The 14,202-nt window shown below is 69.8% G+C and carries 13 protein-coding genes; 3 read left to right on the plus strand and 10 right to left on the minus strand.

Translation table 11 applies throughout. From position 1 onward, the window contains the following. The 5 genes from dusB to ACW9PK_RS01770 form a co-directional block, all read right to left on the minus strand. A complete protein-coding gene (gene dusB, locus ACW9PK_RS01750; RefSeq protein ID WP_064846741.1) occupies positions 1 to 1,185 on the minus strand; it encodes a tRNA dihydrouridine synthase DusB in 1,185 nt (394 codons plus the stop codon). Further along, a complete protein-coding gene (locus tag ACW9PK_RS01755; protein WP_239318210.1) occupies positions 1,166 to 2,017 on the minus strand; it encodes a tetratricopeptide repeat protein in 852 nt (283 codons plus the stop codon). Before ACW9PK_RS01755 ends, dusB begins: the two co-directional genes overlap by 20 nt. Positions 2,018 to 2,101: 84 nt before the next feature. Next, the gene (locus tag ACW9PK_RS01760; protein WP_457016313.1) at positions 2,102 to 3,463 is read right to left on the minus strand and encodes a galactokinase; all 1,362 of its coding nucleotides are present in this window, start codon (positions 3,461 to 3,463) and stop codon (positions 2,102 to 2,104) included. Between the two features lie 60 nt (positions 3,464 to 3,523). After that, entirely contained in the window at positions 3,524 to 4,936 is a 1,413-nt protein-coding gene (locus ACW9PK_RS01765) for a sugar porter family MFS transporter (protein WP_457016314.1), read from the minus strand. 239 nt (positions 4,937 to 5,175) lie between these two features. After that, complete coding sequence (locus ACW9PK_RS01770) at positions 5,176 to 5,451, minus strand: glycosyltransferase (RefSeq protein WP_457016315.1); 276 nt, start codon at positions 5,449 to 5,451, stop codon at positions 5,176 to 5,178. Positions 5,452 to 5,494: 43 nt separating this feature from the next. On the opposite strand from ACW9PK_RS01770, the gene ACW9PK_RS01775 reads away from it, so the two are divergent. Beyond that, positions 5,495 to 5,665: a hypothetical protein gene (locus ACW9PK_RS01775; protein WP_457016316.1), complete on the plus strand. Its 171-nt coding sequence runs from the start codon at positions 5,495 to 5,497 to the stop codon at positions 5,663 to 5,665. A 409-nt stretch (positions 5,666 to 6,074) separates the two neighbouring features. On the opposite strand, the gene ACW9PK_RS01780 is transcribed toward ACW9PK_RS01775, so the two are convergent. From ACW9PK_RS01780 to ACW9PK_RS01790, 3 genes are all read right to left on the minus strand, one after another. Further along, positions 6,075 to 7,052: a GNAT family N-acetyltransferase gene (locus tag ACW9PK_RS01780; RefSeq protein WP_457016317.1), complete on the minus strand. Its 978-nt coding sequence runs from the start codon at positions 7,050 to 7,052 to the stop codon at positions 6,075 to 6,077. A gap of 7 nt (positions 7,053 to 7,059) precedes the next feature. Next, on the minus strand, positions 7,060 to 8,442 hold the full coding sequence (locus ACW9PK_RS01785; RefSeq protein WP_239318213.1) for a glycine--tRNA ligase: 1,383 nt from the start codon (positions 8,440 to 8,442) through the stop codon (positions 7,060 to 7,062). A gap of 309 nt (positions 8,443 to 8,751) precedes the next feature. Further along, the gene (locus tag ACW9PK_RS01790) at positions 8,752 to 9,948 is read right to left on the minus strand and encodes an acyl-CoA dehydrogenase family protein (protein ID WP_457016318.1); all 1,197 of its coding nucleotides are present in this window, start codon (positions 9,946 to 9,948) and stop codon (positions 8,752 to 8,754) included. A gap of 314 nt (positions 9,949 to 10,262) precedes the next feature. On the opposite strand from ACW9PK_RS01790, the gene ACW9PK_RS01795 reads away from it, so the two are divergent. After that, a complete protein-coding gene (locus tag ACW9PK_RS01795) occupies positions 10,263 to 11,042 on the plus strand; it encodes an AMP-binding enzyme (RefSeq protein WP_457016319.1) in 780 nt (259 codons plus the stop codon). A 9-nt stretch (positions 11,043 to 11,051) separates the two neighbouring features. Here ACW9PK_RS01795 and ACW9PK_RS01800 read toward each other — a convergent pair whose 3' ends face one another. Continuing rightward, positions 11,052 to 12,359: an ISL3 family transposase gene (locus ACW9PK_RS01800; protein ID WP_457015433.1), complete on the minus strand. Its 1,308-nt coding sequence runs from the start codon at positions 12,357 to 12,359 to the stop codon at positions 11,052 to 11,054. Positions 12,360 to 12,685: 326 nt separating this feature from the next. Here ACW9PK_RS01800 and ACW9PK_RS01805 point away from each other — a divergent pair, with 326 nt between their 5' ends. Further along, positions 12,686 to 13,147 (plus strand): MarR family winged helix-turn-helix transcriptional regulator, encoded by a 462-nt coding sequence (locus ACW9PK_RS01805; RefSeq protein WP_144999120.1) that lies wholly within the window; start codon positions 12,686 to 12,688, stop codon positions 13,145 to 13,147. Between the two features lie 82 nt (positions 13,148 to 13,229). On the opposite strand, the gene mmsB is transcribed toward ACW9PK_RS01805, so the two are convergent. Next, positions 13,230 to 14,162 (minus strand): 3-hydroxyisobutyrate dehydrogenase, encoded by a 933-nt coding sequence (gene mmsB, locus ACW9PK_RS01810; protein ID WP_239318215.1) that lies wholly within the window; start codon positions 14,160 to 14,162, stop codon positions 13,230 to 13,232. Positions 14,163 to 14,202: the final 40 nt, after the last annotated feature.

Here is a 14,202-nt window from a genome sequence, read left to right on the forward strand (position 1 = left end):
TCAGCCTCCCGAGACGTCGAGCTCGGCGGCCGCGAGACCCAGCCGTTCGGCGTCGCCCAGGATGCGGGAGTCGAGCCAGCCGTCCGGCAGGTGGGGCTTCTTGGGCGAGCCCGCCCGGCCCCGAGGCCCTTCGACGTCCGCGCCCGGGTAGGGGGCATCCAGGTCGAGTTCGTCGAGCAGTTCGCGCAGCGCGGCGAGTGTGGGCACCTGCGCCATGCGGGCGCGTAACTGCCCGCCCACCGGGTACCCCTTGAAGTACCAGGACACGTGCTTGCGGATCTCGCGGCAGCCCTTGAGTTCGTCCCCGAACTCCTGGGTGAGCAGCTCGGCGTGGCGGTACACGGTCTCCGCGACCTTGCGCACACCCGGCCGGTAGCGGCGCGGGCTGCCCTCGAAGGCTGCCTGCAGGTCCCCGAACAGCCACGGCCGGCCCTGACAGCCCCGACCCACGACGACGCCGTCCACGCCCGTGTGCTCGACCATGCGCACCGCGTCCTCCGCGGAGAAGATGTCCCCGTTGCCCAGCACGGGGATGTCCGGGAGGGCCTCGCGCAGCCGCGCGATCGCATCCCAGTCGGCGTGGCCCGAATAGTGTTGTTCGAGGGTGCGCCCGTGCAGGGCCACCGCGGCGATCCCCTCATCGCGGGCCATGCGCCCGGCATCCAGGAAGGTCTGGTGTTCGCCGTCGATGCCGATGCGCATCTTGACGGTCACGGGGATCTCCCCGGCCTCGCGCACCGCCGTGCGGATGATCGCGCGGAACAGGTCGGTCTTCCACGGCAGGGCGGAACCACCACCGCGCTTGGTGACCTTGGGCACGGGGCACCCGAAGTTGAGGTCGATGTGGTCCGCGCGATCCTCCTGCGCGACCATCCGCACGGCCTTGCCCACGTTCACGGCGTCCACACCGTAGATCTGGATGGATCTCGGGGTCTCGTGGGGGTCGTGGTCGATGATCCGCAGGGACTCGGGGCGGCGTTCCACGAGTGCCCGCGCCGTGACCATCTCGGTCACGTATAGTCCCCCGCCGTACTCCCGACACAGGGTGCGGAAGGACTTGTTCGTGACCCCGGCCATCGGCGCCAGGACCACGGGTACGTCCACGGTCAGCCGGCCCAGCTGTAGGGGTTTCAAGTTCAACACGGCCGGTTCACGGTCCGCGGTCTCAGTCGTCTCGGTGCTCATCGTGGGCCATTGTCTCATTCGTCCGCTGCCCGGCGTCGCGGTCGGTGCGCGCGGACGCGTCCACCTGCTCGAGTCGCATCGCGAGCTTGAACGCGCGCACCTGCTCCTCCCTGCGACCCAGGGTCTTGTACACCGCGCCCAGGTCCCGCAGGCACTGCACCCACTCGCGGGTGTGGGCCTCCGGCTCGGGCAGCGCGGGGTAGAGGTTGCTTGCGGTGTGGAGGGCGTGGGCAACGTCGTTCCAGGCCATCATCCCCTCGGCGAGCGCCGCGAGCCCTTTCCAGCACATGATCTGCCCGGCCACGTCCCCGCGCGCTTCGCAGCCCGCGAGCACGGTCTCGTAGTGCTCGGCCGCGAGTTTGCGCCGCCCGGCCGCTTGCGCCGCGGTGGCCAGGTGGGACACCCAGCGCAGGTCCTCCCGCGTGACGAAGCCCGCACCGTCCCCGGCGGGTCGCGCAGGATCCACCCCCGCCGCCGCGGCCCCCTCCTGGAACTCGCGGTATGCGTCCCACGGGCGCCCGGCCAGCAGCAGCACGTCCCCGAGGTTCTCGAGGCACTGCACCCGCGCTCCCAGGGATCGCGCCGACCGTGGCGCGCGCTTGTACTGCGTCGCGGCCAGTCGGTAGTAGTGTTCCGCGTCCGCCCAGTCGCCGGCGTCCCGCGCGAGATTCCCCAACCACGACGCCGCCTGGCCCGCTTCCAGCCACGCCTCCCCGAGTCGCGCCGCGCGCAGGGCCACCTCGTAGTGATCGCGTGCCGTGGCGGTGTCCCCGGACGACGACGCCGCCCGGCCCCGTTGCAGCCTGCGCGCCACCCTGGCCCGTGCGAACATGCGCCCTCCTCCTGTGCTCCTAACGCGTGATTCTTCCAGCACCGAATCATTGCCCCGTGCAACCGATGCCGCAGGGGCGCGGGGTCAGAGGACCCTGCGGGCGGCGTCGGACGGGGTGAGCGTGAGGAACAGCGGATCGGGGAACCTGTTCTCCGCGAACCGGTGCTGCACCGCGCTCGCGAGTCGCTCCACGTGGGTCTCGGGAACCAGGGCGATCACCGAGCCCCCGAAACCGCCGCCCACGACCTTGGCGCCCACGGCCCCGGCGGCCAGGCAGCCCTCGACCGCCGTATCCAGTTCCGGGACCGTGACCTGGCAGTCGTCCCGCATGGACTCGTGGCCCGCCACGAGCAGCCGCCCCACGGCCGCCCAGTCCGGGTCCGCCTCACGCAGGAGTCGGGCGATCTTCTCCGAGCGCACCATCTCGGTCACGGAATGACGCAGGCGCAACCGGGTCCCTCGGGGGTCCTCGGTCAACGGAGCGCCCGCCCCGAGCAGGTGGTCGAAGCGCTCGAGGACCGCCGCGGCGTCGTCGAACCCCGGATCCTCGGGCAGGGCGTCCCGCAACCGGGAGACCCCGAGCACGGCGGCGGCGGCCTCGCACTCGGCGCGGCGGGAACTGTACTGACCGTCGGCCAGTTTGTGCGGGGCGCACGTGTCCACGGCGAGCCACGTGAGACCCGCGAGCGCGGGATCGGCGGGCAGACGGGCGACGTCGAAATCGCGGCAGTCCAGCGCGAGCAACTGCCCGGCGTGCGAGCGCAGGGACGCCGTCTGGTCCAGGCCGCCGGTGTTGGCGCCCACGATGTAGTTCTCCGCGTCCATGCAGGCTCGGGCCAGGGCACGGCGCAGGGTGTCGTCCGGGTGGTCGTCGCCCGTGCGCAGCGAGAACAGGGCGAGCGCGACCGAGCACTCGAGCGCCGCGGAGGAGGCGAGCCCCGCGCCGATGGGCACGGTCGAGTCCACGAGCAGGTCCGCGCCGAAGTCCGCACCGAGCGCGAGTTCGGGCACGGCCTCGTGCTCGGAGTGCCCCACGGCCACGCGGTTCATCCCCCACGCCACGCCCGCGGCGTAGCCGAACCAGCCATGGATGGCTCCGGGTTGGACGTCACTCACCCGGGCCGCGCGCGGTTCACGGTCCGCGACGGAGGCGTCCGTGTCCTGGAGGGACTGTGCGTGCAGCAGCCCGTCCGTGCGGGGTGCGGCGGCGGTCAACGTCACGTACTGGTGGGCGAAGGGCAGGCACATCCCGCCCGAGTAGTCGATGTACTCGCCCATGAGATTCGCGCGGCCGGGCGCGGCCCACACCCCTGCGGGCGGGCGGGCGTAGACCTCCTCGAACTTCGTGCTCAACCGCTGCGCCCGCTCACGCACGTCCGGTTGCGCGACCCAGCGCGGGCGCGCGAAGTCTTCCGGGGTGGCGGTTTCGCTGAGCTCACAGGACACGGACGGTTCCTCACATGGTGTGGACGGGGCGTCGTAGGACGACTGACGAACCATTGTCCCCTACCCGGCGCGGAAGTAGCGCTCCAGCTCCTCGAGGGACTTGTCCTTGGTCTCCGGGGCCACGCAGTACACCCACACGATCGCGACGAGCTGGAGCACCACGAAGATCATGATCGTGTACCCCACGCCCAGCGCGTCCGTGAGCACGGGGAACGTGAGCCCCACCAGGAACGTCATCATCCACAGGATCCATGCGCACACACCCATGCCCACGCCGCGCACGTTGAGCGGGAAGATCTCGGACATGTACAACCACGTCACGGTGCCGATGCAGCACTGCATGAACCCCACGAACACCACGATGCACGCGAGGATCACCCACGCGCGCGCCGGACTGCCCTCGGGGATCGTCAGGTAGGACACCGCGAAGCCCGTCAACGACGTTGCCGTCCCCACCAACCCGGTCAGCAACAGTGTCCGGCGGCCCACGTGCTTGAGCAGGTACATGGCCAGGGCCACAGCCACGACCCCCATGATCCCGGGGATGATGTTGGCGTAGAACGCCCCGTTGCCCCCGAAGCCCACGTCCTGCAGCACCGTGACGCCGTAGTACTGGATCGCGTTGATCCCCGAGATCTGATTGATCACGGCCATGGACGCGCCCAGCACGAAGATTCGCCTGATCCACGGGACGCGGACCAGATCCGTGATCCGGGCCGCGGGGCGGTGCTCGTCCTCGTGGGCGAGTTCCAGGACGGTCTCACCCTCGCGCCGGTCGTAGGAGTCCTCGCGGATGCGGCGCAACACCTGGAACATCTTCTCCACCGCTCCGTGGCGGGCCAGCCAGCGGGGGGACTCCGGCACCACGATCATCCCGATCCACAGCACGAGCGCGGGGACGGTGGCGAGCACGAGCATGACGCGCCACACGTGCGGAAGGTGCCCGAACGCCGTCGCCAACCCCGCGTTGAACACGAAGGCGAGCGCCTGGCCGCCCACGATCATCAGCTCGTTCTGAGCGACCACGCGACCGCGCAGGTGCGAGGGGGCGAGTTCGGCGAGGAATACGGGCACGATCACGGAACACGCGCCCACGGCCAGCCCCAGCAGGCAGCGGAACGTCACGAGCACCGCGACGGTGGGGGCGATCGAACACCCGATCGTGGCGACCACGAAGACCACAGCCAGTATCACCAGCACCCGGCGGCGGCCGTAGCGGTCGGCGAGCTTGCCGCCGAACGCCGCGCCCCACGCCCCACCGAACGGCAGGATCGAGGCCACGAGACCCTCCAGGAACGGCGTCAACCGCAGATCCGTCACGATGGACGGCAGCGCTCCGTTGATCACCCCGGTGTCGTAACCGAACAGCAATCCGCCGAACGTGGCCACCGTGGCGATCAGCCGCAACCGGCCGTTCATCTCCTGGCGTCGCGGTGGCTCCGTGCGCGACGGACTCGCCTGGGTCTCGGGCATGGGACTCCTTTCCTCCGTGAACGTCTTACCACGAACGACGCATTGCGGGGCCCGCGAGGCTGCTCGGCGCCGACCCGCTCGACGTCCTGTCTTCAGGTCAGTCCTCGGTGCCCGCGATCCTGGCCGCGAGCTCCACCGCCGTGGCGCTCGCGAGCGTGGCCGCGTGGCTCGTGACGGCCGTGCTGTCCCGGCACGAGCAGCACGCGGAGGCCTCGTAGACCGAGACCGGACGGCGGCGGTCAGTCCGCACCGCGGCCCGAACAGATTCCGTGATCGTGGAGCTCGTCCCGCAACGCGCGCCACATCCTGTGGTACGTGAACCGCTCGGTGACCACGGCCCTACCCGCCTCCGCGAGCGCCTCCCGCTCGGCCGGGTGGCGCAGCAAGCGGTCCACGGTGTGTCGCCAACCCTCGGGGTCACCGACCGCCACGGGTGCCGCGAACCCCGCGTTGAGGTATTCGCTCAGGGCTTCGGTGGCGGTGAAGGCCACGGCTGCCGCGGCCTCGCGTGCCACCGTTTGCCCGGTGAGGCACGCGAGCTCCCGCGTGGGAACGGCCGTGATCGAACCTGGCGGCGAGGACGTCGACGGCCCGCTGCGTCCCGTCGTCGGTGAACAGTTCCGGTGCGCAGCCGAACGGGATAGCGGCCACCTGCTCGGCCCGGAACCCTGCATCCACGAGGATGTCGATCTGGTTCCGGCTCAGCGTGAGGATCAGATCCACCGCTGAGAACCGGCGGACGAGCGTGCGTCTGCGATCGGGATCCGCTCGTCGGATCCATTCCACGAGCCAGCACGAGATCATCACCAGGGGTGTGCCTGCGTACGGCGGCACGTCCCGCCGCTTGAGCTGCGCGGCGAGTGCCGTGACGGGTTCGAGCACCCCCAGGACGAGTTCGGCGTTCCGCACCCCGGGCACGGCCCTGAGGGGCACGTCCACCGTAGTGTGGGTCCGATGCTCCACGACGTCCCGCAGTTTCCGGGGTAGCCTGCCGCGCAGGGGTCGGACACCGGTGACCGGGAAACCCGGACCCGGAAACAGGTCGATGCCGTACGGGCACGCCGTGTGGTCACCCGCGTGGAGAACCAGTGTCCTCACCGCACCCGTCCTCCCCCCGCACCGGCTTGGACCGGCGGCCTTACACGCGGTCGTCCACCAGCGTGACCGTTTCCGTGACCACGTGCGCGACCCCGGCCTCCAGCAGGTTGTCCACCGCGGCCACGAGCGGGGTCATGGAGTCGTCCACCTCGAGCTCCACGGGGTAGTCCCGGACTAGCAGGGCCAGCAGCGTCTCCACGGCCGCACCCGCCTCACGCGCGGAACCGTCATCGGAAGAGGCGCCCGGCACGTAGCCCAGCAACACGTCCGCGGCCTCGAACCGGGTGGCCCGGTCCTCGGGATCCTGCGGATCGAACGGGCGGTAGCTCACGGCGAACGCGGTGATCGGTGCGGGACCGTCACTCCCCGGAGCGCCCGCGCGCAGCACCAGGGCTCCGAACGCTCCGGCGGTGTCCGAGAGCAACTGCCGGTTCACCGCACCGATCCCGATCTCCGCGACCGGGTCCCAGTCGTGGACCGAGCGGTAGAACTCCCACACGGCGCGTGTTAGTTCCACGGAACCGGTCGCGAGATCTTCCACGGAGCGCACCCACGAGCCGTCCGCGGTCTGTCCGAGCGCGGGTTCGGGCAGGGCACCCGCGGCCACGCGCACCACGCGCGAGCGCATGGCCGGGGTCAGGCCCTCCGCCTTCGCGAAGCTCTCCCCCGCGGAGCCGGGGGTCACGCGGGAGCGCAGCGCCGTGACGCTCGACGGCGCGTCCGCGGCCACTTTCCGCAAGCGCGCCAGGAGCTCCCGGCCGATGCCTTCGCGCTGCCGGTCCGGAGCCACCTCCACGTACGCCCACAACCGGCGCGGGTGCCACGAGGACTCGTAGACCACCCCGGCCGCCACGGGGACGCCGTCGTCGACGGCCACGAGCGTGCGGGAGAACGCGGCGGCGTCGTCGGCACCCAGTCGCGCACGGAAGGCCTGCGCGGGTGCCGACGGCGCGTCCGGCCAGACCTCGAGCAGACGCAGGTCGTCGTCCTCGCGCCACGGACGGTACTCGATGCTCATGCGGTGCCTACTTCTCGAGGTGGTCGGCGAGGTACTGCTGGACGCGGTCCAGACCCACGCGCTCCTGGGTCATCTCGTCGCGCGAGCGCACGGTCACGGCCTGGTCCTCGAGGGTGTCGAAGTCCACGGTGATGCAGAACGGCGTGCCGATCTCGTCCTGGCGGCGGTAGCGGCGGCCGATGGCCCCGGCGTCGTCGTAGTCGATGTTCCAGCGCTTGCGCAGCTCGGTGTCCAGGTTCTGCGCGGCGGGGCGCAGGTCCTCCTTCTTGGACAGCGGCAGCACGGCGGCCTTGACCGGAGCGAGGCGCGGGTCCAGGCGCAGCACGGTGCGCTTGTCCACGCCGCCCTTGGTGTTGGGGGCCTCATCCTCCACGTATGCGTCCACGAGGAACGCCATCATGGAACGGGTCAGCCCGAATGACGGCTCGATCACGTACGGGGTATAACGCTCTCCCGAGGCCTGGTCGAAGTACTGCATCTTGGTGCCTGAGTGTTCGGTGTGGTTGCTCAGGTCGAAGTCCGTGCGGTTGGCCACGCCCATCAGCTCGCCCCACTCGGAGCCCTGGAAACCGAAACGGTACTCGATGTCGATCGTGCCGTCCGAGTAGTGCGCGCGGTCGTCCTCGGGGACGTCGTAGCGGCGCATGTTGTCGGGGTTCACACCCAGGTCCACGAACCAGCTCCAACACGCCTCGACCCACTCGTCGAAGTACTGCTTGGCCTCGTCCGGGTGGATGAAATACTCGATCTCCATCTGCTCGAACTCCCGCGTGCGGAAGATGAAGTTGCCCGGGGTGATCTCGTTGCGGAACGCCTTGCCGATCTGCCCGATCCCGAACGGCGGCTTCTTGCGCGCGGCGGTCACCACGTTGAGGAAGTTCACGAAGATGCCCTGAGCGGTCTCCGGGCGCAGGTAGTGCTTGCCCTCCTCGTTGTCCACGGGACCCAGGAAGGTCTTCATGAGCCCGGAGAACTGCTGGGGGTCGGTCCACTTGCCGTCCTGGCCCGTCTCGGGGTCCTTGACGTCCGCGAGCCCGTTGACCGGCGGGTGGCCGTGCTTGGCCTCGTACGCCTCGAGCAGGTGGTCCGCGCGGTAGCGCTTGTGGGTGTACAGCGACTCCACGAGCGGGTCCGTGAAGGTCTCCACGTGGCCCGAGGCCTCCCACACCGCGGAGGGCAGGATGATCGAGGAGTCCAGGCCCACCATGTCCGCGCGGCCGCGCACGAAGGTCTGCCACCACTCGCGCTTGATGTTCTCCTTCAGTTCCGCGCCCAGGGGCCCGTAGTCCCACGCGGAGCGCGAACCGCCGTAGATCTCACCCGCCTGGAACACGAAGCCCCGGCGCTTGGCCAGGGAGATGACATTGTCCAGGGTGGATTTGGCAGCCATGCGGTCTCACGTCCGTTTCTCGCCCGACCGCTGGCTGCGGCCGTGCGTGGAGTACTGGGTGGGTCGTTCACGGCGCCGACGACGACGCCGCGGGGCCGCCCACGCGGGACCGGCACCGAAGGGTGCGGGTGCGGTGGGGACGAGAACGCCCGACGGCGCGCGAAGGCGCTGTCACCAGGGTAACGAGGATGCCGAATCCCCGCCTAACCGTGCAGCCCTCGCTCATGAGGGACCGCGCCTGGTCGGTCACGACCCCGGGCGCGGTCCTGCGGGCACGGCTTCCGCTTCTGGTCGTCAGCTCCCGGCCACTCAGACGAACGCGGAAACCCCTGTGAGCGCCCGGGAGACGATGAGCGAGTTGATGTGATAGCTGCCCTCGTACGTGTAGATGGCCTCGAGGTCCCCCAGGACCTTGGCGATCTCGTAGTCGCTCAGCAGGCCGTTGCCGCCCAGGGCGTCACGCGCCAGTGAGGCCGAGCGCCGGCCGAGCCGGGTCGCGGTGGACTTGGCGAGGGCCGCGTGCATCATGTCCATCTCGTCGCACGTTTGCAGGCGGGTGACTTGCACCATGAGCGCGGAGCTCGCCGCGAGGTTGCCCGCGATCTCCGCCATGGCCTGCTGGACCATCTGGAAGCTCGCGAGAGGCTTGCCGAACTGTTCCCGCCGCAGGGTGTACTCGCGCAGGACGTCCAGGATGGCCTGTTGGGCGCCCACCGCTTGCCACCCGACCCATGCGCGCGAGTCCTTGAGCAGCATGTTGGCGGCGTCGAAACTCACTGCCCCGGGGAGCAGGGCGTCCGCGGGGACACGCAGGTCCGTGAACGTCACGTCCGCGTTCTGCATGATGCGCAGACCCATCTTGTTGCCGATCTTGGTCGCGGCGTACCCGGGTGTCCTGGTGGGCACGGCGAAACACTTGACCTGACCGTCGGCCGTGTCCCGCGCCCACACGAGGGCCAGTTGGGCCACGGTTCCGGCGCCGATCCAACGTTTTCGACCGTTGATGACCCACTCGTCACCCTCGCGGGTGACCGTAGTGGCCAGGCCGCCGGCGATGTCCGAGCCGTGCTCGGGTTCGGTGAGGCAGAACGCCCCGATCGTGGAGAGGTCCGAGAGTCCGGGGAGCCACGTGTCCTGTTGCTGCTGCGACCCCAGTTCCACGAGGGTCCCCACGATCAACTCGTTGTGGATCCCGATCAGCGCGGACAGGGACACGTCCGCCCGGGCGAGCTGCGCATGCACGAGTCCTTGGAACAACCGGGACGAGCCGTCCCGGAACAGGTTGCCCAGGCCGAGCTCGGCGAGCGGGGGCAGCATCTCCAGGGGCAGGTGCTCCCGGTTCCACGGGTCGATCGACTGACGGCGGACGTTGTCCTGCAGGTGCTTCTCGATCCCCGCCAAACGGGTGCGTTCGTCATCGCAGAGCAGCTGCTGGATCTTCAGCAGGTCCACTCCGGGAAGCTCGGACGCGGCACGGGGACGAGAGGAGGTGATGGTGGTGGTCATCCTGGCCCTCGGGTGCTCGGTAATCCAATGGTGATCTTTTCAATTATAGACCGTCCAAGTACATATGTATGTCACAGATCACATGAATTCGAGGGGGGGCGGTCATGACCGTCACGGACGAGATTCGCGCCGCACGCGACCACCTGGTGTCGCTCCAGCAGGAGTGGGAACGGGCCCGGGAGGAGTTCGTGTGGCCGCGCTTCGATGCTCAACAACCAGGTGGAGCTGTGGGAGTGCATGCTCGCGTGCATCAAGCTGGGGGCGGTGGTGATCCCCTCGACCACCCAGATGGGACCCACCGACCTCACGGCCGGGTGGAACGCGCCGGCGCCTCGCGGGCGGTGGGCGGCGTGGAGGATGCCGCCAAGTTCGCCTCCGTGCCCGGGGACTACGCGGTCGTGTACGTCCCGGGGGTCCGGGCGGGTTCCGAACCGGTCGCCGCACCCGAGCTTCCCCACCGCACGTGCCTGGACTACCGGGACGCGTACGCGAGCTCGGACGAACTGGAACCGGACTCGCCCACGGGCGGGGACGCTACCCTGCTGCTGTACTTCACGTCCGGGACCACGTCCACGCCGAAACTCGTGGAGCACACCCACACGTCCTACCCCGTGGGCCACATCTCCACGATGTACTGGATCGGTCTGGAACCCGGCGACATCGTCTCGGTGGACGAGAACGGGGTGTTCAGCTACATGGGCCGCTCCGACGACGTGTTCAAGTCCAACAACTACAAGATCTCCCCGTTCGAGCTCGAGTCCGTGCTCGTGGAACACCCCGCGGTGCTGGAAGCGGCCATCGTCCCCACCCCGGACGAGCTGCGCCTCGCGGTCCCCAAGGCCTGCGTCACGCTCGCGCCCGGCCGCATGGCCGACGTCGCGACCGCCACGGAGATCCTGGCCTACTGCCGCGCCAAGGTGGCACCCTATAAGCGGATCCGTCGGATCGAGTTCCTCGAACTGCCTAAGACCATCTCGGGCAAGATCCGTCGCGTGGAACTGCGCTCGGTGGAGACGCGGCGCTCCAAATCCGGCCGAGCGCCGGAGGGGCACGGGACGGAGTACCGCGAGAAGGATCTGTCCCTGGACCAGTAATGGGGCTCTTCAGGATCCAGGGTGTAGTCGCGGCCTGAACCCGCCGGTCTCCAGGAGCGATCTGGCGATGTAGTTGGTGAGGTTGCGGAACCCGAGCGCGGAGCCGCGCAGGTGTTCGAGCCGGCCGTTGATCGCCTCGGTCGGGCCGTTGGATGTACCAGGACGATCGAAGTAGGCCAGCACGTCGGTGGCCCGCTTGGTCAGGGTCCGGCCGAGCGTGATCACCTCGCTCAACGCACCCGGGACGCCGTGGCTGAGGGAGTGGATCAGCCGCTGCATCAGCGCTCGGCCTCGGGCCCGGTCGGGTTCTCGGTAGGCGGCGATCATCCTCTGGTAGATCCCCCAGGTGGCCTCGACCTCGACGTGGGCGTCGGCCGTGAACAGCTTCTCCAGCCGGTCCCGCTGCTTGTCGGTGAGCAGGTCCGCTCCGGTGTGCAGGGTCCGGCGAGCCGAGTAGAGGGGATCGCCGGCCCGGCCGCGGTGGCCACGGGTGTCCTGCTGAACGCGGCGCCGGCACTGATCCAGGGCATCGCCGGCCAGGCGCACGACGTGGAAGGGATCCATGACCGCGGTCGCCTCGGGCAGCTCCTCGGTGGTGGCGGTCTTGAACCCGCTGAACCCGTCCATCGCGACTACTTCCACGCCCTGGCGCCAAGGGTTCTCGCGCTCGGCCAACCATGTCTTGAACGCCTGTTTGGAGCGGCCCTCGACCATGTCCAGCAGCCGGGCGGGACCCGTCCCGGCGCGAACCGGGGTGAGGTCGATGATGACGGTGACGTACTTGTCGCCGCGGCGGGTGTGGCGCCAGACGTGCTCGTCGACGCCGATGACCTTGACCCCGTCGAACCGGCCGGGGTCGTCGATGAGCACCCGCTTGCCCTCGGCCAGCACGGCGTCGTTGGCGGTGTTCCACGAGACTCCCAGGCCTTCGGCGACGCGGGCCACGGTCAGGTGCTGGCACACGATCCCTTCCAGCGCCCACCGCAGACCGCGACGGGAGAGCCTCGCCCGCGGCTCGGCCGCCTTGGTGGTGTCCTGGCGCCACACGTGTCCGCACCCGGTGCACCGGTAGCGGCGAACCGTGACCAGCAGCGTCGTAGGTCGCCAGCCCAGCGGCTCGTGCGCCAGGCGCCGCACCACGGTGTCGCGGGGCGTGCCCTCGCAGCCGCAGCGTCGGCACCACTGGTCCGGTTCCAGGACCCGGCAGGCCAGGATCGCCTGCTCGGGCTCGAGGCGCTGACCGACGACGTCAAGACCGAGCTCGTCGAGACAGCAGAAGGTGGTCAAGTCAGGGCAGGCGAAGGTAGCGTCAGGCACGTCGAGGTCTTCCAGATGAGGCGTGTAGGAACCTTCATCTTCGGGAGGCCTCGACCCCTATCCGGCGACCGACGCGCCGACCCCAACTACACCCTGGATCCTGAAGAGCCAGTAATGGCCGCCCGGTGACGGCCCTCCCGTGACGGTCGCCCGAGGACGGTCGCCCGGTACCGGCCGTCCGGTGACGGACGTTCGATGACAGGCCCTTGGTACCCTGACCGGGCCGCGGGAGGGCGCCGACGGCATCCGATGAGGAAGGCGGGTTCCCTGTGTCGACCACTCCCGGGCTCCCCAGGGACCCCATTGCCGAGGCCCAACGCAACTGGATGCGGCACGGGTGGGAGGACACCGCCGCGCCCATGGCGGCGGTCACGGCCATCATGCGCGTGCAACAGATCCTGCTGTCCCGGGCCGAGGCCGTCCTCAAACCGTTCGGGCTCACATTCGCGCGCTACGAGCTGATCGCGCTGCTGAGTTTCTCGCGCGAGCACCAGATGCTCATGAAGAAGGCCAGTGCCCTGTTGCAGGTCCACCCGACCTCCGTGACCAACGCGGTGGACCGCCTCGAGGACGCGGGCCTGGTGCGCCGCGAACCGCTGCCCAGTGACCGGCGGGCCATCACCATCGTGCTCACGGATCGGGGGACGGCCGTAGCCGCCGAAGCCACCGAGGCGCTCAACCGTGACCTGTTCCGCGACACGGGGTTCGCACCGGACGAGGTGGACTCGCTCATCGCGATCCTGCGGCGCTTCCGCGCACACGCCGGGGACTTCGCGATCGAGGGCTGACGCCCCTGCGACGCCAGGCCCCGCCATTTAAGCCCCGCCGCGCAAGCTCCCCGCTCAATCCTTGCTGGTCAGGCGATGCCATTCAGGCCCCGCGCTCGCTCTCGGCGCGGATGGTCTCGATGATCCCCGAGAAGTCCCGGTGGGCGCCGTCGCCGGCCGCGAACTCGCGGTACAGCTGCGCGGCGAGCGGGCCCATGTGGGCCGCGACCCCGGTATCGGTCAGTGCGGAGACGGCCAGGTTCAGGTCCTTGGCCATCAGGGCTCCGGCGAAGCCCGGCCGGAAATCGCGGTTGGCGGGACTCGCGGGAACCGGCCCGGGCACCGGGCAGTTCGTGGTCAGGGACCAGCACTGTCCCGAGGCCTGCGAGACGACGTCGTACATCGCGTCGTGCGTGAGCCCCAGTTTCTCGGCGAGCACGAACGCCTCGCTCACCGCAATCATGGACACGCCCAGGATCATGTTGTTGCAGATCTTCGCGGCCTGCCCCATGCCGTTGCCCCCGCAGTGCACGATCCGCCCGCCCATGATCTCGAGCAGCGGGAGCACCTCCCGGTATACGTCCTTCGGGGCGCCCACCATGAACGCGAGCGTTCCCGCCTCCGCCCCGACGACGCCGCCCGAGACCGGTGCGTCCGCCGCCCGGTGGCCCGCCGCCACGGCGAGTTCGGCGGCGTCCTGCGCGTCGGAGATGTCGATCGTGGAGCAGTCGAGGAACGTGGTCCCGGCGGGTGCCGCCGCGAGCAGACCGGGCGCGGCGTCGTCGCCCGTGTAGGCCTGCCGGACGTGTCGACCCGAAGGGAACATGGTGATGACGACCTGCGCCTCATGGACCGCGGCCGCGGGCGAGTCCACCACTGTGACCCCGGCCGCGCGGGCGGCGTCCATCGCGGCGGGGACCACGTCGAACCCCAGGACCGGGACGCCCGCGGCCACCAAGTTGGCGGCCATGGGCCCGCCCATATGGCCCAGGCCCAGGAAGGCCACCCGGAGATCTGTTGTGCCGGAGGTGTTCATGGTGCTCCCTGACGGTACGGAACCCGGGGGTTCGGGACGT

This window comes from Kocuria sp. MNB10, assembly GCF_054073685.1.

Coding starts and splice junctions, on each gene's coding strand:
- ACW9PK_RS01755 (WP_239318210.1), bottom strand. CDS start 2,017: ATGTTCGCACGGGCCAGGGTGGCGCGCAGGCTGCAACGGGGCCGGGCG.
- dusB (WP_064846741.1), bottom strand. CDS start 1,185: ATGAGCACCGAGACGACTGAGACCGCGGACCGTGAACCGGCCGTGTTG.
- mmsB (WP_239318215.1), bottom strand. CDS start 14,162: ATGAACACCTCCGGCACAACAGATCTCCGGGTGGCCTTCCTGGGCCTG.
- ACW9PK_RS01790 (WP_457016318.1), bottom strand. CDS start 9,948: ATGACCACCACCATCACCTCCTCTCGTCCCCGTGCCGCGTCCGAGCTT.
- ACW9PK_RS01785 (WP_239318213.1), bottom strand. CDS start 8,442: ATGGCTGCCAAATCCACCCTGGACAATGTCATCTCCCTGGCCAAGCGC.
- ACW9PK_RS01805 (WP_144999120.1), top strand. CDS start 12,686: ATGCGGCACGGGTGGGAGGACACCGCCGCGCCCATGGCGGCGGTCACG.
- ACW9PK_RS01765 (WP_457016314.1), bottom strand. CDS start 4,936: ATGCCCGAGACCCAGGCGAGTCCGTCGCGCACGGAGCCACCGCGACGC.
- ACW9PK_RS01780 (WP_457016317.1), bottom strand. CDS start 7,052: ATGAGCATCGAGTACCGTCCGTGGCGCGAGGACGACGACCTGCGTCTG.